Consider the following 19,875-nt stretch of genomic DNA (forward strand, 5'->3'; position numbering starts at 1 on the left):
CCATGGAACGCATCCCTATATTGCAGATGGGCGCGTACCTGCTGGTGACCATCCAGGTCGACATGCACGATCAACTGGCGCTGGCGCTGCAGGATGACCTGTCGGAAAAGATCAGCAAGACTTCGGCCCGAGGTGTGTTGATCGATATCTCCGCGCTGGACATGGTCGATTCGTTCATTGGCCGGATGATCGGCACCATCTCCGGCCTGTCGCGGATCATGGACGCCGAAACCGTGCTGGTCGGCATGCAGCCCGCCGTGGCGATCACGCTGGTCGAGCTGGGCATGAACCTGCCGGGCGTGAGCACCGCGCTGAACGTGGAGCGCGGCATGCGCCTGCTGCAGGCACGGGTGAACGGCTCATGAACGTCGAGAGCAGCGGCAGTCAACCGGTGCGCCTCGAACAGGACGTGGTGCTGGCCCGCCAGACCGCGCGCAAGCTGGCCCAGGACTGCGGCATGCGCCTGATCGACCTGACCAAACTGGTGACGGCGGTCAGCGAGCTGGCACGCAACACGGTGGTCTATGGCGGTGGCGGCGACATGGACTGGCAGATTCTCGACGACGGCGTGCGCAAAGGCGTGCGCCTGACGTTTCGTGACGAAGGCCCGGGCATTCCCGATCTGAAACTAGCGCTGACCGATGGCTGGACCTCGGGCAACGGGCTTGGCCTGGGCCTGACCGGTGCACGCCGCCTGGTCGAAGAATTCGAATTGGACACTGCGCCTGGCCAGGGCACCCGCGTGACGATCACTCGATGGACCTGACCTTGCGCAGTGTCATCACCCAGGTGATCGCACTGCAGGACCCCAGCCAGGTCGGCGAAGCCCGCCGTGCCGCGCAAAAGATGGCGCAGGCGCAGGGCCTGGACGAAACCGACTGCGGCCGCGTCGCGCTGCTGGCCACCGAGCTTGCCAGCAATATCCTCAAGCATGCCGGCCACGGCGAGCTGCACCTGCGTGCCCTGCCCCATCCAACTTCACCGGGTGTGGAACTGCTGGCACTGGACCGCGGCACCGGTTTCGAGCTGCACGAGTGCATGGCCGACGGCTATTCCACGCGCGGCACTCAAGGCATCGGCCTCGGCGCGCTGGCGCGGCAATCGGAAGTGTTCGATGCGTACAGCGACGCCCGCGGTTCAGTAGTGCTGGCACGCCTCTACCGCAAGCGCGACAAGCTCGCCGACCTGCGCCTGGGTGTGACCCAGCGCTCGCTGCACGACGACCCGGCCTGCGGCGATGCCTGGCAGGTAACGTTCGCCGGCGAGGGTATCAGCGCCGTGGTGGTCGATGGTCTCGGTCATGGCGAAGAGGCCGAAAAGGCCGCACGCGCAGGCTGCCAGGCTTTCGGGCAGGCACCGTTCGCACGGCCCGAACATGTGCTCGACGACATGCACCAGGCCATGAACGGCACACGCGGTGGCGCAGTGGCCGTTGCCCAGTTCGAATACCACGCCGGGCAACTGCGTTTCGCCGGCATCGGCAACATCGGCGCCACGCTGCTATCGCCGGGCAAGAGCCGCGGACTGGCGTCCCATCCGGGCATCGTCGGCGGACAGTTCCGTCGCGCGCAAGCCTTCACGTTCGACGAGGCGAACGAGCAGTTGCTCGTTCTGTACAGCGACGGGTTGCAGTCGCGCTGGAACATGGCCGACTACCCGGGTCTGGTCCACCTTCACCCCGCCATCATTGCGTCGGTGCTGTACCGCGACTTCTGTCGCGGCCGCGACGACATCACCGTATTGGTCATCGCTCTGGAGCCACCCCATGTCTGAACCCCTCGATCTGGATGCCGAGGCCAGTGCGGCATTGATCGCTCAACTGCGTGCCGAGGCCCAGGCCTTGCGTGACGAACTGGATGAAACCAACCAGGGCGTGCTGGCACTGTATGGCGAACTTGACGGCCAGGCTGAGGAACTGCGCCAGGCTTCGGACCTCAAGAGCCGCTTCCTGTCCTACATGAGCCACGAATTCCGCACCCCGCTGGGCTCGATCCTGAGCATTACCGGCCTGCTTGCCGATGAACTGGATGGCCCCTTGGCGCCGGAGCAGCAGAAGCAGGTGAGTTTCATCACTCACGCCGCCCAGGAACTCAGCGACATGGTCGACGACCTGCTCGACCTGGCCAAGATCGAGGCAGGTCGGATCAGCATATCGCCGGCATGGTTCGACATGTTCGATCTGTTCTCGGCGTTGCGCGGCATGTTCCGGCCGATCGTCAATGCCAGCGCCGTGGACCTCATCTTCGAAGAGCCTGTCGGACTGCCACGCCTCTATACCGATGACAAGAAACTTGCGCAGATCCTGCGCAACTTCATTTCCAACTCGTTGAAGTTCACCCTCGCAGGCGAGGTGCGGGTGTCGGCCAGGCTCGAATCACCATCGCAGATCCGCTTCGCCGTGAGCGATACCGGTATCGGCATTCCCGCCGAGCTGCACGGTACGTTGTTCGAGGACTTTGCCCAGATCGATTCGCCGGTGCAGAAACGCCTGCGCGGCACCGGCCTGGGCCTGTCGCTGTGCAAGCGCTTCGCCGAGTTGCTGGGCGGCACGGTTGGCGTGCAAAGCAGCCCGGGGGTGGGCTCGACATTCTTTGTGATCATTCCGTTGGCCATTGCGCCGGAGCCTGGCCATGACACCTGAAGTGCGGGTACTCATCGTCGACGACAACAGCGCCACTCGCTACGCGCTGCGGCGTCGACTGGAACGCCACGGCATCGTCATTCTGGAAGCCGGCACCGGCGGCGATGGCCTGGCGCTGATCGCCAGCGAGCAACTGGACGCGTTGATTCTGGACGTCAACCTGCCGGACATGAGCGGTTTCGACATCGTCCGACTGCTGCGCGCCAAACCGGCTACAGCCTTGCTGCCGATCATCCATGTGTCGGCGGCGTCGATCCAGACCGGCGACATCATCACAGGCCTGGAAGCCGGCGCGGACGCTTACCTGATCCATCCGGTGGACGCCGACGTGCTGTTGGCCACCCTGCGCACTCTGCTGCGCGTGCGTGACACCGAGAACGCGCTGCGCGAAAGCGAGGCACGCTTTCGCGAGATTTTCGCCAACATCGCCGCGCCCATCGCGGTGATCGACGAGCAGCTGCAGGTGATCGAGTGCAATCATGCATTCTCGCAACTGCTGCCTACCCCGGTGTCCCTGACCAGCCTGCAAGCGCAACTGGCGGCCGGGCAGGAAAGCGTGCTGGACGACCTGCAGGTGCGCTTGAGCAAAGGCGAACGCTGGCGTGGCAACCTGACCATCAGGGTCGACGATCAACTGCGTGAAACCGAATGGCAGGTCTCGCCCTATCGCGCGCCCGGGCACAGCCTGGTGTTCATCGAGGACGTGACCGAGCACCGGCAGCGCGAGCGTCAGCAGCAGATCCAGTTGGCCGACGCACAGACATTGCTGGCGCAGGAAGTGGCCGAGCGCGCGCGCACCGAGACGCAACTGTTGCAAGTACAGAAAATGGACGCCCTGGGCAAGCTCACCGGGGGTATTGCGCATGACTTCAACAACCTGCTGACCGGCATCATCACGGCGCTGGAGCTGATCAAGAAGCGGGTCGAGCCCGCCGGTGTGCAAGGTGCCACCGGCAGCGTCGACAAAGCCGTGTCACGCTACGCCGATGCGGCGCTGCAGTCGGCAACCAATGCGGCCGCCCTCACCCATCGCATGCTGGCCTTCGCCCGCCAGCAGCCGCTCGATACGCGGCCGATCGCGATCAACCAGCATGTGCATTCGCTGGAAGACCTGTTGCGCCGCACCATCGGTGAACGGATCACCCTGAGCCTGGACCTGACCGACAGCGCAGCCATCGCCATGGTCGATCCGATCCAATTCGAGAATGCGGTGCTCAACCTGGTGATCAATGCCCGCGACGCGCTGCCCGAGGGCGGCAACATTCGCCTGTCGACCTTCGCCGCCTATTCGCGGGGCGACACACGCCTGGCCGATGGCGACTACGTGGTGCTGTCGGTGCGTGACGACGGTACCGGGATCGATCACAGCATCATCGACAAGGTCTTCGACCCGTTCTTCACCACCAAGGCCGTCGGCAAGGGCACGGGGTTGGGTCTGTCGACGATCTACGGCTTTGCCCGGCAGTCTGGCGGCGATGTGCGAATCCGCAGCCTGCTTGGCCACGGCACCGAGGTTACCCTGATGCTGCCGGCTGGCCTGGCGCTGCTACCGCAGCCCAGCGAGCCGGTGCAGTTGGAGAACCGCGGTAACGGTGAGCACTTGCTGGTGGTGGAAGACATGGCGTCGGTACGGATGTTCGTGGTTGAGGCGCTGATCGACGCAGGGTACCGCTGCACCGAGGTAGAAAGCGCGCTGGATGCATTGGATATCGTGCGCGATGACCCGTCGATCCAGCTGCTGTTGACCGACGTCGGCCTGCCGCAAATGAACGGCCGCGTTCTCGCCGACGCTGCTCGCGCCTTGCGTCCCGAACTGCCGGTGCTGTTCATGACCGGCTACGCGGAAAACGCCTTGGACCTGCAGACCTTCCTCGCTGAAGGCATGGACATGGTCATCAAACCCTTCCGCATGGGCGACCTGGTCGGCCGCATCGGCCACCTCCTCGAACGCGATCTCCTGTAGCAGCGGCGCAAGCCGCGTCGGTGGTCTACGCATTCCTTCTGACCCACCACACCACCCCCGGACGCGGCTTGCGCCGCTGCTACAGGCGAGTGATTTGTAGCAGCGGCGCAAGCCGCGTCGGTGGTCTACGCATTCCTTCTGACCCACCACACCACCCCCGGACGCGGCTTGCGCCGCTGCTACAGGCGAGCGATTTGTAGCAGCGGCGCGAGCCGCGTCGGCGGTACACGCGTTCCGTCTGACACACCGCAGCGCTCCCGGACGCGGCTTGCGCCGCTGCTACAGGGGTTCTCGGTGCCTGTAGCAGCGGCGCGAGCCGCGTCGGCGGTGTCCGCGTTGCGCCTGACCCACCACCGCGCGAGCCGCGTCGGCGGTGCACGCGATCGCTGATCACAGCCATATCGCGTCCCACAAAGGATAATCGCCAACCTTCTGAACCAGCCCGGCGCGGACCGGGTTCATGATGATGTAGCGGGCTGCGCTTCTGAGATCCTCTTCGCGGCGCAGGGCACGGTCGTAATACCCTTTCTGCCAGAGTCGACCACAGGCGCCGTTGCGGCGATTGATGGCCAGGCTGCTGCGCGCTTTCATCCGGCAAACGATCGTAGCCAAATCGCCTTTTCGCAGTTGAAACAACCAGTGCAGATGATCCGGCATCACCACCCAAGCCAACGACTCTACATCCCCTGCGTCATGCAAGGCGCGCAACTGAGCAATCAGCGCCCGGGCGGTTTGCAAGCAGGAAAAAACGGCAGCCCGATCAGCCGTCACACAGGTGATCGAGTAAATCCGGCCTACCTCGCTGCAGCGCCCCTTGCGCAATACATAGGCTTTCCTGCACGCCGACATTCCCTGCCCACCGAAAAGCCTTCACCGTAGAAAACAGATGGCTCCTGGGCAAGCGCACAATCATTGCCGGATCTGACCAGGCTTTTAGAACCCCGAGCCGGCCTTGTCCAGGCAAGCATCGACCTCGGCATCAGTGGGATGACGCAGGATCTCCAGCGAGTCGGACGTCCAGCTCACCAGGCCCAGCTCCGCAAACTCGCCGAGCCAGCCCTCCATCGGCCATTGCGCCCAGCGCTGGTGAAAGCGCTGAGCATTGGCTACGATCGCCGAAAAATGGTTGAGCGGCGGACGCCAGGTCGGGTGGTATTGATGGAAGGCCAGGGCCGCTGCCACTCGTAGCTCCACGCCTTGGTGACGCGCGCTGAACGCGAAATCCGTGTCTTCGGCGCCGTAGCCCAGGTACCCCTCGTCAAAGCCACCGATGCGTTCGAATACCTCACGGGTGCAAGCGAAATTCAGCGACCAGAACAGGTGATGCGCAAGCAGCGAACCCGGCTTCCCGCGGTATTGGCTGAGCGGATGGGCAACGCCGTCGCGCATCAACGTGGCTTGAGTCCAGTCTTCCATCCGGGCGGTACTGGGCAAGTAACGGACCTCGCCCAGGTGCAAAGCTTCAGGCCTTTCACGCAGCGCGGCCGCGTAATCGGACAGCAGGCTTTGGCTCGGGATGCAGTCCACGTCGAGGAACACCCAATGCTCGCCCCCGCATTGGCGCACGGCATTGCGCGCTTTCGCCAGCGGCAAGCCATGAGAAGCATCGTCGACCACGAGGCAGTGGATGGGAAAGCACTCACTGTGCAAATCACGCGCCGGCTGATTCATGAACACCACCCAGAACGCCTCGGGCATCAGGTTGCCCTGCTCCAGTCCACGGATGACATTGTCCAGCTGTCGCTCGCGGCCATGCACCAGTGTGATCACACTCACCATGTCACGTTCACCTCGTCAGAACCCACTCACCTTGCACAACCCCGGCAACCGCGCCGGCTCGCCGTAACCGCTGCCCGCCGGTGCACACCGGCTGACGCGCACCGATCCGCTCCAGGCAATGCGCCGGCCGCGGGCCTCCACCTGTTCGATCAGATGCCGCTCGTCATGACCCAAGCTCGCATTAAGCCCTCCGGCATCCGTGTAGGCCAGGGTGCTGATTCCGAGATTGGCCATATGCACGTTCGAGCGCCGTTCATCCATGGTCACCGAGCGCCGCCGCCGACCCTGTACGAAGCGGCTGGCACCCGGCTCGGCATCCACCCGCCCGCACACAGCGTCGACTCCGTAGGCCAGCTGCGCGGCCAGCCAGTCATCAGGCACCCGCACATCCGCTTCCGTCCAGGCCAGCCATCGTGCGCCCGCCTGTACCAGGTGTGCGGCGCCTGCGGCCCTCGCCGCTACCTTGTTGGCGGCATTGGTATCGATCAGCCGTACCGGATAGCGCTGGGCGATATCGCGCGACCTGTCGCTGCAGGCGTCGAGCACCACGACGATGCGTACCAGTTCGGTACACAGCGTGCCGTGCTCGGCAGCCAACATGACCGATCGCAGGCATCGGTCAAGACTGGCGTGCTCGTTTTGCACAGGAATGATGACGCCGATCATGCTGAACCTCTTGAAGAGACGAAATCGTCGAGACCATGCTGGCCATTGACCAGCAATCGACTCGAAGATGAACGAGAGGTTTCAGATAAACGATGAAACGTGCAGATTCATTCAAGACCGATCTTGAGCAATTCCCCATCATCGTCGTCGGTCAACACGTACAGATAGCCATCCGGGCCTTGGCGCACGTCGCGGATCCGCTCGCCGCGTTCACCCAGCAGACGTTCCTCGTGAACCACCTTGTCACCCTCGAACTGCAGGCGAATCAGGTCTTCGGAGGCTAACGCACCGATGAACAGATTGTGGTTCCAGCGCTTGAACTTGTCGTTGTCATAGAACGCCATGCCGCTGATGGCCGGTGACTTTTCCCACACATGATACGGATCGGTGATGCCCGGCCCGGTCTTGCCGCGGGCCTCGGGAATCGGCTCCCCGGAGTAATTGATCCCGTGGGTGTAGAGCGGCCAGCCGTAATTGGCGCCGCGCTCGATGATGTTCAGCTCGTCACCGCCACGGGCGCCGTGCTCATGGGTCCAGAGGGTGCCGGTCCACGGGTTCAGCGCAGCGCCTTGCTGGTTGCGATGCCCGAATGACCAGATTTCCGGACGCACGCCCTTCTGCCCCACGAACGGGTTGTCCTTGGGCACCTTGCCGTCGGCGAAGATGCGCACGACCTTGCCCTGCAGCTTGTCCAGGTCCTGAGAAGTGGCACGCTCGTTGTTTTCGCCCAGGGCGATGAACAGGTAGCCGTCGCGGTCGAAGACCAGACGGGAACCGAAGTGATTGCCGACCGACAGCTTCGGCTCCTGGCGGAAGATCGTGGTGAAGTTTTCCAGATGAGTCAGGTCTTCGGACAACCGTCCACGACCCACGGCGGTGCCGCCCTTGCCATCCTGGCCCTGTTCGGCATACGACAGGTAGACCATGCGGTCGGCCTTGAAGTCGGGTGACAGCACCACGTCGAGCAATCCGCCTTGATTCTTCGCCCATACCTGCGGTACACCGCTGATGGGTGAAGAGATTTTGCCCTCGGCGCTGACCACGCGCAGATCACCCGGTTTTTCAGTGACCAGCATGCCCTTGTTGTCCGGCAGGAAGGCCAAACCCCAAGGGTATTTGAGGCCTTCGGCCACGGTTGTCACGGTGATCTGGCCCAGTTCGCTCGGGTAAGTGGTCACCGTTGCCGCCGAAGCGGCCAGTCCGTAAAGCGCAAGGCCGGCGCAAGCCGAGGCCAAAAGGGTTTTCTGCAGCATGGGCTTATCCTTCAGCAAGAATGGAGTGATCAACGCGTGCCAGGGGCGGTGCGGGGTTGTTGGGTGCCGTTGGCCGGGCGGCGCAGGTTCTCGCCGTTGCCGATGCCGCGGTTTTCGAGCGTCGGCGGTCGCGGATTGTCGGTGCGCGGCGTCGGCTGGCGCAGTTGCGGATTGGGCGCGGTAGTGCCCTGGCGGCTGTTCGGATTGATCCGTCGAGTGGGGCTGTTGTAGGGATTGGACGTATCGTTGGCGGCTACGGTGATTGGCTGACGCGGTTGCTCGGTGGTGATCGACACGTGGGCCATCGCCGAATGAGACAGAATCGTGCCAAACATCAGAGACGCCAGTAGGGACAACTTCATGGGTATCTCGCCCTCGATCACGGTGGATTCAGGGATTTGAGGATGAATTGTCCCTGACGTTCGCCGCGGCATGGCCCGGCGAGCTCGTCGAGGTGATTCACCATGTTTCAAATATCGACCTGCACCACTCAAGGTTGGGTCAGGCCGAGCCTCTCGTGCCACTGCGCAAGCGACTCGTCCGGGTACTGTTGAAACTGCCGATCGTGCTTGCCGGACTGCACCTCGACCCAGCTCGCCTTGGAATCGAGCAGCAGGTGGGTGTGTTCGGGCGGCACCGGCAACTCGCTGTCGATGGCACTGGCGAATGGATGCACCAGCTCCGGCCAGGCCGGATCGAACAACCACAAGGCGCTACCGCACAGATGACAGAAATGCCGCTCGGCAGTGCTGGGGTGAGTGCCTCCGCCACTCTCGTCGGGCAACCTGGCATGGTAGACGGTGATATGACTGCGACCCTGCACATTGAGACTGGCCGCCTCGCCGCCCAGGTTTATGGCATAACCGCCGCCGCCCTGGGTCTTGCGGCAGATCGAACAGTAGCACCGCTGATAAGGGTATGGATGGGCGCTGTGCAGGCTGAAAGTGACGGCACCGCAGTGACAGGATCCGTGCAGTTGCATGGCTGAACTCCGTATCGAGTGGCGATCAATGAGCGGTTGATGAACGTTCAGCGTAGACCCTGCACGGGCCGTTCAGTTTCGCAGGTAGCGCCCGCTGGCCGCGACGAACAAGAGCAGAACGATCAGCACGCCCAGGGCAATCGACAGGCTGCTGGCGTGGGCCACGAAGCCGATGAAAGCCGGGCCTACCAGGATGCCCGCATACCCCAGGGACGTCATGGCAGGAATGGCGGCGCTCTGCGGCATGGTGGTCTGGCGCCCGACCGCGGTGAACAGCACCGGGACGATGTTCGAGCAGCCTGCGCCGATCAAGGCATAGCCCAGCAATGCCGCCGGCCACGCCGGAACGGCCAGCGACAAGGCCAGACCGATTGCCGCGCAGAGCCCCCCGTACAACGTGACCCGGGCGCCACCGAAACGCGAGACGATGGCATCGCCGGTCAGGCGCCCGATGGTCATGGTCGTGGCGAAGGCAGCGTAGCCAAGCCCTGCGTAGGCAGGTTGCATGTCGCGCTCGGAAACCAAGAATACAGCACTCCAGTCGAGCATGGCCCCCTCGGTGAGAAAGACGATGAAACACAGCGCCCCGAGGAACAGCACGATCCCACGTGGTACGGCGAACAGCGGGCCATCGCTTTCATTGCCATAGGGCAACAGATGCGGCGCCGCCTTGAATACCGCGACAAGGGTCAGCGCTACCACGCAGGCCACCGCCAGCAGCGGCGTCAGGCCGAGCGCAAGCAAAGCGGTCATGCCGCCCGCTCCGAGGATGCCACCCACACTGAACAAACCGTGGAAGCCGGACATCATCGGCCGGCCACTGGCCTTCTCCACCAGCACCGCCTGGATGTTCATGGCGCAATCGATGGCGCCCATTCCGGCGCCGAACACCAGGATTGCGGCAATCAACAGCGGCAGGGTCGCCACGCTGGCCAGCAGCGGCAACGTCAGGCAGATGAGCAAGGCTGCACCGACGATGACGCGTCTGCAGCCCCAGCGCGCGCAGAAATAACCCGCCAACGGCATGGCCAGGATGGAACCTGCGCCCAGCCCAAGCAGCAGCAGGCCCAGGCTGCCGTCGCTGAGTTGGGCCCGCGCCTTGGCCAGCGGCACCAGCGGCGCCCAGGCGGCCATGGCGAAGCCGGCGATGAAGAAAGCGATACGGGTGGAAAACTGCTCTTGCCGACCCGGCGTGGCGGTGGCGAAGGTGCTGCTCGACGACATGATCAAAGCCTTGGATAAAGAGTTTCATGCAGCCGCGCGCACCGCTCGAGCGACACGCGACTACCTTGAATGCAAGATGAACAATCGCGACAAATGCCGTGGATCGGCGAACTTGCAGGTAAAAATTCACTCAACGACTGGTGTACCGATCAATAGAGCGACCCGCATTGTGTTCAGTTCCCCGGCGAAAATCCTCCTCCCCCTGCTGTTCCTGCTGCTGACTTCCACCTTGCAGGCCGCTGAAGCCCCGGCGGCCGATGCGCCTGTCGAAGAACCAGCACCGCTGGTGCAAGGCGGCTTGCTGGGTGCCATCAGTACCGGCATCGACGACGTGCAGAAGAAGCTCGATCTCGACGAACATCTGCTCGACACCTGGCGCCTGCGCACCGACCGCGCCGCCAGCGAGGTCGATAAGTTGATCAATCGACACGCCCACTCGGCACTCGACCTGGCAACGGATTTCATTCTGCTGTCGGTGTGCTGGATGGCAGCGTTTCTGCTCGCGCATTTTCTCGGGCGCTTCATCGTTGCCCGCAGCGGCCACCGTCGTTTCGTCCGCGAGCGTCCGCGCCTGCACAACCTGTTGGGCTACATCCTGCCGTTCACCTTGCCAGCTATCATTGCCCTGCCGGTGACGCTGTATGCCAGTCACTCGCTGGACGCATCCATCGCCAGGGCCATCGGCATGTCGCTGGCCTACGCCACCAGCAGCGGCATTTTCTCCACCTCGGTGATCATGTGCGTGATCACGTTGTTCGACAGCGGTCACAAGCGGGCTGCGGTTACGGTGCTGCGTCGCTACGCGCCGCGCCCGCTGTTCATGATCGGCTTTCTGGCAGCCCTGAGCGACGCCCTCACCAGCCCGCAGATCGCCCGCCAGCTGGGCACCAACTTCACCGCCAGCCTGGCGGTGGTCGCGGGCCTGTTCGCCACCTTGTCCTTCGCGGTGCTGGTGGTGCGCATGCGTCGGCCGGTGGCCCATCTGATCCGCAATCGGCCACTGGCGCAGCGCCTGCAGCACCGCGGAGTGCAAGAGTCGCTGCGGCTGTTTTCGGCGCTGTGGTACCTGCCCATCCTGCTGATGATTCTGGTCTCGGCGGTGCATCTGATCGGCGCCGGCGAGGAAAGCCAGAAAGCCTTGCAGAACGCCCTGCTCACCACCGTGCTGCTGATCGCTACGGTGTTCCTCAGCACTGTCATGCAACACCTGTTCAAACCCGCCGCTGCCGCCACTGCCGCACCCCGCCTGCGGCCCTATAAAGAGTTGCTGCGCAACCTGGGCCACGCCGTGGTGCGCATCGTCATGGCCATCGCCTTCATCGAACTGCTGGGACGCATCTGGGGCGTGTCGATGCTCGAATTCGCCGCCAGCAACAGCATGGGCCGGGCGATCAGCGATTCACTGAGCAGCATCGGCTTGATCCTGCTGGTCACCTGGCTGTTGTGGGTGGTCCTGGACACAGCCATTCAGGAGGCACTGAAGCCGTCGGTCGGCAAACGCGCCTCGCGCCAGCCGAGCACGCGGGTGCTGACCATCCTGCCGATGCTGCGCAACGCCATCAAGATCATCCTGCTGGTGATCTGCACCATCACCACCATGGCTAACCTGGGCATCAACGTTGCGCCGCTTCTGGCCGGTGCCGGCGTAGTCGGCCTGGCCATCGGCTTTGGTTCGCAACAGCTGGTGCAGGACGTGATCACCGGCCTGTTCATCCTCATCGAAGACACCATCGCCATCGGCGACTGGGTGGTACTCGACTCCGGCCACGCCGGCACGGTGGAAAGCCTGACCATCCGCACCCTGCGCCTGCGCGACGGCAAGGGCTTCGTGCATTCGGTGCCGTTCGGGCAGATCAAGGCAGTCACCAATCAATCCCGGCAATTCGCCTACGCGTTCTTCTCGGTGCAGTTCACCTACGACAGCGACATCGACACCGCCCTGGACCTGATCAGGCAGGCGGGGCAATCCATCGTCGAGGACGTGATGCTCAAGCACAACCTGCAGGGTCCGTTGCAGGTGTTCGGGGTGGACAAGATGGACCTCAATGGCATCGTCCTGACCTCGCAATTCCGCACCGTGTCCGGCGGTCAGTATGGCGTGGGCCGGGCATTCAACGAGCGCCTGAAGAAGCTGGTCGACCAGCATGACAACGTGCGTTTCGCCCAGTACTACCCTGCCCTAGGCCTGCCCGCCCCGACTCCGACCTGAATCACCCGCCGCAAAAAAACCTCGGCACCGACGTTCACAGGGTGCGTGAACGTCGGTGCCGAGGTGTGCGTCGATGGTGAGGGAGCGGGCGGATCAGCTACCGGCGCCGCCGTGGGCTTCTTCGAAGAAGTAGTCTTTCCAGTTGTCTGCCTTGTTCTTCAGCACACCCAGCTCATGCAGGCGCTGGGCGTAAATGAAGGTGCGTTGCGGCACCACTGTGAAGTCGATCTCCGGGTCCTGGACGATCTTTTCCACGAACGCCTCGCTCAAGGTCGATTTCTCCACGCGAATATAGGTCTTGGCTGCGGCGACCTTGTCGGCCTTGACGATCTGCGCGGCTTCCACCAATGCGTCATAGAACGCCTTGTAGGTCTTCGGGTTGTCGTCGTGGAATTTCTGCGTGGTGTACAGCACATTGAAGGTCGCCGGGCCGCCGAGGATGTCGTAGCTGCTGAGCACCTTGTGCACCTTGGGGTTTTCCAGGGCCTGGTACTGGAACGGCGGGCTGGAGAAATGCGCGCTGATTTCCGAACCGCCTGCCATCAGCGCCGAGGTGGCGTCCGGGTGGGGAATGCTCACCGAGATGTTATCGAATTTCTTGAATTCCTTGTCGCCATAGAGTTTGGCCGTCTCCAACTGCAAGGTGCGAGACTGGAAGCCAACCCCTGCGGCGGGCACCGCGATGCGGTCCTTGTCGGTGAAGTCCTGCAAGGTCTTGACGTCAGGATTGTTACTGAGCAGGTAGTTGGGCATCGAGCCCAGCGACGCGATGGCCTTGACGTTCTGCCGACCCTTGGTGCGGTCCCAGACGGTGAGCATCGGCGGCACGCCGGCCGATACCACATCCAACGCACCGGCGAGCAATGCCTCGTTCATCGCGGTGGCTCCGGAAATGCTGTTCCAGTCCACTTCGATGTCCACGCCTTGCTGCTTGCCGTGTTTCTCGATCAGCTGCTGGTCACGCACGACATCGAGGATCAGGTAGCCGATGCCGAACTGCTGGGCGATGCTGATTTTGCCTTCGGCGCTGGCGCCGCTGGCCAGCAGTGCGCCGGCCAGGCCGCAGGCCAGGGATAGCTTGCTTGCAAATACCATGATGAAGTCTCTGGACTAAAGGAAATGGACTCAGCGCTGCATGCCCCAGCGCTTGATGGTGAGGCGTTCGAACGTGTTGAACAGCAGGTTTTCCACCAGCAGGCCGATCAGGATCACCGCAGCCAGGCCGGCGAACACCTTGTCGGTGTACAGCTCGTTGCGATTCTGGAAGATGTACCAGCCCAGGCCACCCTTGCCCGACGAGGCGCCGAACACCAGCTCGGCGGCGATCAAGGTGCGCCAGGCGAACGCCCAGCCGATCTTCAGGCCTGCCAGGATCGACGGCAGCGCGGCCGGAATGAGGATGTACCAGACGAATCGCAGCCCTCTCAGGCCGTAGTTGCGACCTGCCATGCGCTGGGTTTCCGACACGCCGAGGAAGCCTGCGTAGGTGTTCAGTGCCAATGCCCACAGCACCGAATGCACCAGCACGAAAATCAGGCTGTTCTCGCCCAGGCCGAACCACAGCAGGGACAGGGGCAACAGCGCGATGGCCGGCAAGGGGTTGAACATTGCCGTCAAAGTGCTGAGCAGGTCGCGCCCCAGCTGGGTCGACACTGCCAGCGTGGTCAGGCCGAAGGCCAGGACGATGCCGATCAGGTAGCCCTTGATCAGTACCGTCAGCGATATCCAGACCTTGCTCAACAGCTCGCCACTGGCCACACCGTCGATGAAGGCATGGGCGGTCTGCATGAAGCTGGGCAGCAGCAAGTCGTTGTTCTGCCAACGCGCGGCCAGTTCCCAGATAACCGCCAGGGCGAGCAGGATCACGCCCTTGCGCACCCAGGCCTGTTGCCAGATCCGCTGCGCCAAGGAGATGTCGCGCACCAGTTCGGCTTGGGTGAACGGCTCCAGGACGACTTCGTACTCCTGGCGTGCGGGTGGGGAAAGGCTCATGTCGTTGCTCCGAATGCGGCGAGATCAGTAGGCGATGCGCAGGCGCTGGAAATCCACCGGACGGTCCAGCTCAGGCGCTTCGCCCTCGTCGAACAGCAGGCGATGGATGCGCTGGGCGCTGGCCTGGAAATCGACGCCGCCCAGGCTGCTCAGGTCGAACTGGTGGCTGTTGATTTCCGCCCGCACCCGGCCCGGGTGCGGCGACAGCAGCAGGATGCGGTTGCCCACCACTAATGCTTCCTCGATGGAGTGGGTGACGAAGAGCAAGGTGAAGCGCACTTCCTGCCAAAGTTCCAGCAGTTCTTCCTGCATCTTGCGCCGCGTCAGTGCGTCGAGCGCCGCGAACGGTTCGTCCATCAGCAGGATCTTCGGCTGCATGGCCAGCGCGCGAGCGATGGCGACCCGCGCCTTCATGCCGCCAGACAACGTATGCGGGTAGGCATCGGCGAAAGCACTGAGGCCGACCTTCTCCAGGTAGTGACGGGCGCGCTCGTTGGCTTCGGCGCGTTTCAAGGTGCGCGACGCCAGCAGCGGGAACATCACGTTCTCGATCACGGTTTTCCAGGCGGGCAGTTGATCGAACTCCTGGAACACCACGATACGGTCCGGGCCTGGCTCTTCTATGCGCTCACCGGCGAGGCGAATCTGCCCTTCGCTGGGCTTGATGAAGCCTGCCACGGCTTTGAGCAGGGTCGATTTCCCGCACCCGGAGGGCCCCAGCAGGACAAAGCGATCGGCACGGTCCACTTCGAAGCTGACCTGATGCGTTGCGCGCACCACCCGTTCGGAGGTGCGGTATTCGAGGCTGACGTTGTCCACCTGCAGCAGGGTCTCGGCACTCGGCCGTTGCCCGGGTACACCTGCGATATCAGCGCTGGCCGTGTGGCCTGGCAGTGCAGCGTTCATGCAAGACTCCCTATCAAAACGGCGCATCGCCCTGGATGGTGGTGCGGTACAACTTGCGCCGCAGGTGGTCCGGACAGCCGGCCGCGAGGTGTACCAACGAGCGGTTGTCCCAGAACACCATGTCGTGTGGCTGCCACTGATGACGGTACACATGCTCATCGCGCACGCTGTGGGCATAGAGCTGTTGCAACAGGTCGCGGCTTTCATCTTCGGGCAGGCCCACGATGTGCGTGGTGAAGCCTTCGCTGACGAACAAAGCCTTGCGCCCGTTCTCTGGATGGGTGCGAACCACCGGATGGGTCACGGTGACCACCTGGGCCAGCTGTTCGGCACTCAGGGTCGGTCGCCAGTTGGCGGCGTTCTTGCCCTCGCTGTAGCGCGCGGTATAGGAATGCACGGCGTGCTTGCCCTCAACGGCCTGGCGCAGTGCTGTGGGAAGAGTGTCCCAAGCCCTGTGCATGTCGGCGAACAAGGTGTCACCGCCTTCGCTGGGTAATTCCTGCGCATGCAGCATGGAGCCCAGGCTCGGCAGTTCTTTATAGGACAGGTCCGAATGCCAGTATTTGCCGGCGTCACCCAGCCCGACCGGCTGGCCGTTCTCGACAATGTTGGAAACGATGAGGATCTCTGGGTGCCCTGCGAGCAGGAACTGCTTGAGCACATGGATTTGCAGCACACCGAAACGACGGCTGAAGTCGATCTGTTGCTCAGGGGTGATGCGCTGATCGCGAAACACCACGACATGATGGTCGAGATGGGCGCGGTGAATGCGGGTGAAGTCTTCGTCACTCAACGCCAGGCGCAGGTCCAGGCCGACGATTTCGGCACCGACATGGCCGGCCAGCGGACGAACTTCGAATGCTTGACGTGAGGTTTCAGGAAGGACGGCGGCCATGATGTGCTCCGACTCTGGCTATTGAGTACGAGGGGATAGCCAGACTGTAGAGCTATAAGAATAGAATTTTAAATATCGTTATCGCATAACGATATCGCTGTCGGGACTTTCAGCTGGTGGAGTCTCGTCGGATGTCTCTGATCCGCTTGAAGTTTTTTTAAACGCCGTGAAGAAAACAACAGGATTGGCTGTCAGAAACCCGCTATTGACCCTGCGCTATTGCGAAACGTCTTACAGTCAAATACTGTACGCACGTACAGCCAATAAGGAATTCTGTCGTGACCACTGCCACCCCTGCCGCGCCGAGCGCCTATGAGCGTCTTGGCGTGCGCGTCCAGAAGATCATCAATTCGCCCACCGCGCAGAAGTCTCGCGCCGCCCTCATATTCCGCCTCGAGCACGAAAGCGAGGACGATTGGGCACAAATGCTCGAGGAAATCGCCGAGAACGACAACGTCACCCTCGCCCACCGCGACGACGGTGGCGTGCAGATTTTCTGGGTCGTGCCGAAGGAAGATTGATTCGATGATGGTCCGCAGTTTTTTCATCAGCTTGATGTTGTTCAGCTTTACCGCGTATGCCGATGCCCCACGCACGTTCAGCGAAGCCAAGAAAGTCGCCTGGAAGCTGTACGCTCCGCAGTCCACCGAGTTTTACTGCGGCTGCAAGTACACCGGCAATCGGGTCAACCTTGCGGCGTGCGGCTATGTACCGCGCAAGAACGCCAACCGCGCTGCGCGCATCGAATGGGAGCATATCGTGCCGGCCTGGCAGATCGGCCACCAGCGCCAATGCTGGCAGAACGGCGGGCGCAAGAACTGCACCCGCAACGACAAGGTCTACCAGACTGCCGAAGCCGATCTGCACAACCTGGTACCGAGCATTGGCGAGGTGAATGGCGACCGCAGCAACTTCAGCTTCGGCTGGCTGCCCGAACAACGCGGGCAGTACGGTTCATGCCTGACCCAGGTCGACTTCAAGGCCAAGAAGGTCATGCCACGGCCTTCGATCCGCGGGATGATCGCGCGCACCTATATGTACATGAGCAAGCAGTACGGATTGCGCCTGTCGCGCCAGGACACCCAGCTGTACCAGGCCTGGGACAAGACCTACCCGGTGCAGGTCTGGGAGCGCCAGCGCAACCAGCAGGTGGCGTGCGTGATGGGCCACGGCAACGCCTTCGTCGGGCCGGTAGACCTCAAGGCCTGCGGCTGAAGCCAGAGAGCCCTGGCGTGCAACCGCGCTTCAGGGCTTGTCGGCCTCGCTGAAAGGCATCACCACCGATTCGATACCGCGCGAGCCCATGAGGCGAGCGCGCTCCTTGTCGGCTTCGGCCCGGCTGTCGAACGGGCCAAGGTAGACCAGGGTCTGGCCATCACGCTGGACGAAGCTGGCAACGAAGCCGTTTTCCACCAGACGCGCCGCCATGTCAGTCACCGAGCCCATGTTGCGACCCGAAACGATACGCACCTCCCAACGCTGCCCTGGCTGTTCGGCTACATCGACGGGCGCCAGCAGTTCCTCGGCGCTGCCACACACTTCGCGCACGCGAGGGTCGTTGCCATCGTTGTCGATGACCACTTCGAACCGGTCGCCATGGGGGACGGCCGCGTAGCTGCGGTAGGGTCCGTAGACGCCCTGGGCGTTCTTGCCCTTCACCTGGCCACAGTAGTTGCCTTGATCGGTGGTGCGAACATTGGTGAAGCGCGCCGTCTTGGGGTTCTCCAACAGCTGCGACACCGCCTCATGGGCTTTTTCGAACGCGGTACCGCAACCGGCCAACGTCAGCATTGCCATCACCATCATCAACTTGCGCACACGCCTACCTCCAGAATTCGAGGCGCCGATTTTATCACTATCCACCCGGCCGGCGCCCGTTCACGCGTCGACCGCCGCTGACGCCGCGGCAACGCCGTGGCATCATGCAAGCCTTACCTTTTCGAATAGCCAGCAGGGCCCCGACATGATCGCCAAAGAAGACCGCAACTCAGCCGCACTGGCGATATTCCTCGACGCCCACCCCGACTTGCGCGAGGAGATCCAGGTGCTGGACAGCCGCGAGCAGGCCGAACAGGTGCAGTGGGCCTTCGAGGACGAGGCACAGGCCCAGGGCCTGGAACCTTGGGAGCTGGCGCTGCAATTGATTGCGCAAAGCCCGGAAGAACTCAAGACCATGCGCCTCGAGGTTCACCAGGAAGTGGCCGGCGCGCTCGGGCTGAGCTGGGAAGACTATTGCGAATTCAATGCCGTCGAACTGTGACATGACCGACGGTCTCAAGCTGAATCGAACCCTGCTCGCCCATCGTCTCTCGAAAGCATGACACCCACGTCAACTTGCGAGGCATGCCATGACTATTGATCTCGATCCCATCCCGCTTATCGGCCAGGCCGGGGAATCACCTCTCGACGATGAGGTGCACAGCGATGGCGCCGCGCTGAACGACGCCGATGCAGACGAGCCCGAAGCAGACCCGGACGATCTGGACATCGACGGTGCTGACGCGTCCACCGAACCCAGCTGGGCATTGGGCATCGGTCCTGTGATTCGCCAGGGTGACATCAAGCTTGCCTTGGCGACCCTTCACGCAAGCGATCAATAGTAGTTTTTTGCCATCACCACGGAACTGGCCAATGGCCTGCATGTCTGATGCCCGGTAACACGGGAGTAAACTATGACAAGCCGGTTCACGGACTACGAGATTCGCTACGTCCTCAACGGTGAGGCCAGGCGCTTTCAGCAGCGCGATACCCACATGAGCGATGCCGATGCGTTGTACTACGCCGCGCTGCACTCGGGCATCGGGCTGGTCTATGGCGGCACCAACGCGGCAGAACACGCAGCGCAACTCAGAAGGCATGTCGAACGCCGCGGGCTGCGTGACGTACAGTGGCGACCATTGAACTGAATCTGCGCGATCGGGCGGGCGGCATTGATAGACTGCAGCAACCCGTAGCGAGGTGGCCGCGATGTTCGATCACGATCTATTGGCTTTGCATTTGATGCGCCTTCATCAGCATCAGCAGGCATACGCTGGTGCCTTGGCCGACGTGCGACGCTGCCTGCAGCGGCCCGGCGCAGGTGCGGAGGTTCACCAGGTGCTGGCTGACCTCGAACGGCGCAGTGCGGAACTGGCCACCCTTATCGAAAGGCTCGAGCACATCACCCAGTGAACGCAAAAAGGGCCCACCTTTCGGTGAGCCCTTCCAGACCGCCCAGCAGAGCGGATTTTGTTTGGTAGGCGCGATTGGACTCGAACCAACGACCCCCACCATGTCAAGGTGGTGCTCTAACCAACTGAGCTACGTGCCTGCTGTGAGGCGGCATTCTACGGATTCAGGGTTGCCTGTCAACCCCTTTCTGCGCG

At 62.7% G+C, this 19,875-nt stretch carries 24 protein-coding genes and 1 tRNA gene; 12 read left to right on the plus strand and 13 right to left on the minus strand.

Annotated features, from left to right (window positions below; translation table 11 throughout):
* The first annotated feature begins 2 nt into the window (after nucleotides 1–2).
* The 5 genes from H7993_RS02835 to H7993_RS02855 are packed head-to-tail and all read left to right on the plus strand — an operon-like array spanning nucleotide 3 to nucleotide 4,604.
* On the plus strand, nucleotides 3–365 hold the full coding sequence (locus H7993_RS02835) for an STAS domain-containing protein (RefSeq protein WP_122478154.1): 363 nt from the start codon (nucleotides 3–5) through the stop codon (nucleotides 363–365).
* On the plus strand, nucleotides 362–766 hold the full coding sequence (locus H7993_RS02840; RefSeq protein ID WP_185793369.1) for an anti-sigma regulatory factor: 405 nt from the start codon (nucleotides 362–364) through the stop codon (nucleotides 764–766). The genes H7993_RS02835 and H7993_RS02840 overlap by 4 nt, the downstream gene beginning before the upstream one ends.
* Nucleotides 757–1,773 (plus strand): ATP-binding protein, encoded by a 1,017-nt coding sequence (locus tag H7993_RS02845; protein ID WP_185793370.1) that lies wholly within the window; start codon nucleotides 757–759, stop codon nucleotides 1,771–1,773. Before H7993_RS02840 ends, H7993_RS02845 begins: the two co-directional genes overlap by 10 nt.
* Nucleotides 1,766–2,641 carry a sensor histidine kinase gene (locus H7993_RS02850; RefSeq protein ID WP_122478158.1) on the plus strand — a complete coding sequence of 292 codons (876 nt, stop codon included), beginning with the start codon at nucleotides 1,766–1,768 and terminating at the stop codon, nucleotides 2,639–2,641. The genes H7993_RS02845 and H7993_RS02850 overlap by 8 nt, the downstream gene beginning before the upstream one ends.
* On the plus strand, nucleotides 2,631–4,604 hold the full coding sequence (locus H7993_RS02855; protein WP_185793371.1) for a response regulator: 1,974 nt from the start codon (nucleotides 2,631–2,633) through the stop codon (nucleotides 4,602–4,604). Before H7993_RS02850 ends, H7993_RS02855 begins: the two co-directional genes overlap by 11 nt.
* 390 nt (nucleotides 4,605–4,994) lie before the next feature.
* On the opposite strand, the gene H7993_RS02860 is transcribed toward H7993_RS02855, so the two are convergent.
* From H7993_RS02860 to H7993_RS02890, 7 genes are all read right to left on the minus strand, one after another.
* Entirely contained in the window at nucleotides 4,995–5,453 is a 459-nt protein-coding gene (locus H7993_RS02860) for an REP-associated tyrosine transposase (RefSeq protein ID WP_185793372.1), read from the minus strand.
* A gap of 84 nt (nucleotides 5,454–5,537) precedes the next feature.
* Nucleotides 5,538–6,383 carry a glycosyltransferase family 2 protein gene (locus tag H7993_RS02865; protein ID WP_206682951.1) on the minus strand — a complete coding sequence of 282 codons (846 nt, stop codon included), beginning with the start codon at nucleotides 6,381–6,383 and terminating at the stop codon, nucleotides 5,538–5,540.
* 15 nt (nucleotides 6,384–6,398) lie between these two features.
* Nucleotides 6,399–7,049 carry a glycosyltransferase gene (locus H7993_RS02870; protein WP_185793373.1) on the minus strand — a complete coding sequence of 217 codons (651 nt, stop codon included), beginning with the start codon at nucleotides 7,047–7,049 and terminating at the stop codon, nucleotides 6,399–6,401.
* 107 nt (nucleotides 7,050–7,156) lie between these two features.
* Nucleotides 7,157–8,302: a PQQ-dependent sugar dehydrogenase gene (locus H7993_RS02875; RefSeq protein WP_122478163.1), complete on the minus strand. Its 1,146-nt coding sequence runs from the start codon at nucleotides 8,300–8,302 to the stop codon at nucleotides 7,157–7,159.
* Nucleotides 8,303–8,331: 29 nt separating this feature from the next.
* Nucleotides 8,332–8,664, minus strand: a complete 333-nt coding sequence (locus H7993_RS02880; protein ID WP_425311962.1) for a hypothetical protein — start codon at nucleotides 8,662–8,664, stop codon at nucleotides 8,332–8,334.
* Between the two features lie 128 nt (nucleotides 8,665–8,792).
* Nucleotides 8,793–9,284, minus strand: coding sequence for a GFA family protein (locus tag H7993_RS02885; RefSeq protein ID WP_185793374.1), 492 nt, complete (start codon nucleotides 9,282–9,284; stop codon nucleotides 8,793–8,795).
* A 72-nt stretch (nucleotides 9,285–9,356) separates the two neighbouring features.
* Nucleotides 9,357–10,508, minus strand: a complete 1,152-nt coding sequence (locus tag H7993_RS02890) for an MFS transporter (RefSeq protein WP_122478165.1) — start codon at nucleotides 10,506–10,508, stop codon at nucleotides 9,357–9,359.
* 169 nt (nucleotides 10,509–10,677) lie between these two features.
* Here H7993_RS02890 and H7993_RS02895 point away from each other — a divergent pair, with 169 nt between their 5' ends.
* A complete protein-coding gene (locus tag H7993_RS02895) occupies nucleotides 10,678–12,717 on the plus strand; it encodes a mechanosensitive ion channel family protein (protein ID WP_425311963.1) in 2,040 nt (679 codons plus the stop codon).
* Between the two features lie 93 nt (nucleotides 12,718–12,810).
* On the opposite strand, the gene H7993_RS02900 is transcribed toward H7993_RS02895, so the two are convergent.
* The 4 genes from H7993_RS02900 to H7993_RS02915 are packed head-to-tail and all read right to left on the minus strand — an operon-like array spanning nucleotide 12,811 to nucleotide 16,510.
* Nucleotides 12,811–13,812, minus strand: coding sequence for an ABC transporter substrate-binding protein (locus H7993_RS02900; protein ID WP_185793376.1), 1,002 nt, complete (start codon nucleotides 13,810–13,812; stop codon nucleotides 12,811–12,813).
* A gap of 30 nt (nucleotides 13,813–13,842) precedes the next feature.
* Nucleotides 13,843–14,709, minus strand: coding sequence for an ABC transporter permease (locus H7993_RS02905; protein WP_185793377.1), 867 nt, complete (start codon nucleotides 14,707–14,709; stop codon nucleotides 13,843–13,845).
* Nucleotides 14,710–14,733: 24 nt separating this feature from the next.
* Entirely contained in the window at nucleotides 14,734–15,615 is an 882-nt protein-coding gene (locus H7993_RS02910; protein ID WP_185793378.1) for an ABC transporter ATP-binding protein, read from the minus strand.
* Nucleotides 15,616–15,628: 13 nt separating this feature from the next.
* Nucleotides 15,629–16,510 (minus strand): TauD/TfdA dioxygenase family protein, encoded by an 882-nt coding sequence (locus H7993_RS02915; protein ID WP_185793379.1) that lies wholly within the window; start codon nucleotides 16,508–16,510, stop codon nucleotides 15,629–15,631.
* Between the two features lie 278 nt (nucleotides 16,511–16,788).
* Between H7993_RS02915 and H7993_RS02920 the strand changes: the two genes are divergently transcribed.
* Both H7993_RS02920 and H7993_RS02925 read left to right on the plus strand, forming a co-directional pair.
* On the plus strand, nucleotides 16,789–17,031 hold the full coding sequence (locus tag H7993_RS02920) for a DUF1654 domain-containing protein (protein WP_122478175.1): 243 nt from the start codon (nucleotides 16,789–16,791) through the stop codon (nucleotides 17,029–17,031).
* Between the two features lie 4 nt (nucleotides 17,032–17,035).
* Nucleotides 17,036–17,725, plus strand: coding sequence for an endonuclease (locus H7993_RS02925; RefSeq protein WP_122478176.1), 690 nt, complete (start codon nucleotides 17,036–17,038; stop codon nucleotides 17,723–17,725).
* Between the two features lie 30 nt (nucleotides 17,726–17,755).
* Here the strand turns inward: H7993_RS02925 and H7993_RS02930 are convergent, their stop codons facing one another.
* Nucleotides 17,756–18,328: an SPOR domain-containing protein gene (locus H7993_RS02930; protein WP_185793380.1), complete on the minus strand. Its 573-nt coding sequence runs from the start codon at nucleotides 18,326–18,328 to the stop codon at nucleotides 17,756–17,758.
* 145 nt (nucleotides 18,329–18,473) lie between these two features.
* On the opposite strand from H7993_RS02930, the gene H7993_RS02935 reads away from it, so the two are divergent.
* The 4 genes from H7993_RS02935 to H7993_RS02950 all read left to right on the plus strand — a co-directional run bounded on the left by H7993_RS02935 (nucleotide 18,474) and on the right by H7993_RS02950 (nucleotide 19,681).
* Nucleotides 18,474–18,770 carry a DUF6388 family protein gene (locus tag H7993_RS02935; RefSeq protein ID WP_185793381.1) on the plus strand — a complete coding sequence of 99 codons (297 nt, stop codon included), beginning with the start codon at nucleotides 18,474–18,476 and terminating at the stop codon, nucleotides 18,768–18,770.
* An 88-nt stretch (nucleotides 18,771–18,858) separates the two neighbouring features.
* Nucleotides 18,859–19,110, plus strand: coding sequence for a hypothetical protein (locus H7993_RS02940; protein WP_185793382.1), 252 nt, complete (start codon nucleotides 18,859–18,861; stop codon nucleotides 19,108–19,110).
* A 72-nt stretch (nucleotides 19,111–19,182) separates the two neighbouring features.
* Nucleotides 19,183–19,416, plus strand: a complete 234-nt coding sequence (locus H7993_RS02945; protein WP_122478181.1) for a DUF6555 family protein — start codon at nucleotides 19,183–19,185, stop codon at nucleotides 19,414–19,416.
* Between the two features lie 61 nt (nucleotides 19,417–19,477).
* Nucleotides 19,478–19,681 carry a hypothetical protein gene (locus H7993_RS02950; protein WP_185793383.1) on the plus strand — a complete coding sequence of 68 codons (204 nt, stop codon included), beginning with the start codon at nucleotides 19,478–19,480 and terminating at the stop codon, nucleotides 19,679–19,681.
* Between the two features lie 62 nt (nucleotides 19,682–19,743).
* Here H7993_RS02950 and H7993_RS02955 read toward each other — a convergent pair.
* A tRNA-Val gene (locus H7993_RS02955) sits at nucleotides 19,744–19,820 on the minus strand.
* Between the last annotated feature and the right edge of the window lie 55 nt (nucleotides 19,821–19,875).

This window comes from Pseudomonas baltica (genome assembly GCF_014235765.1).
Classification (GTDB): Bacteria; Pseudomonadota; Gammaproteobacteria; order Pseudomonadales; family Pseudomonadaceae; genus Aquipseudomonas; species Aquipseudomonas baltica.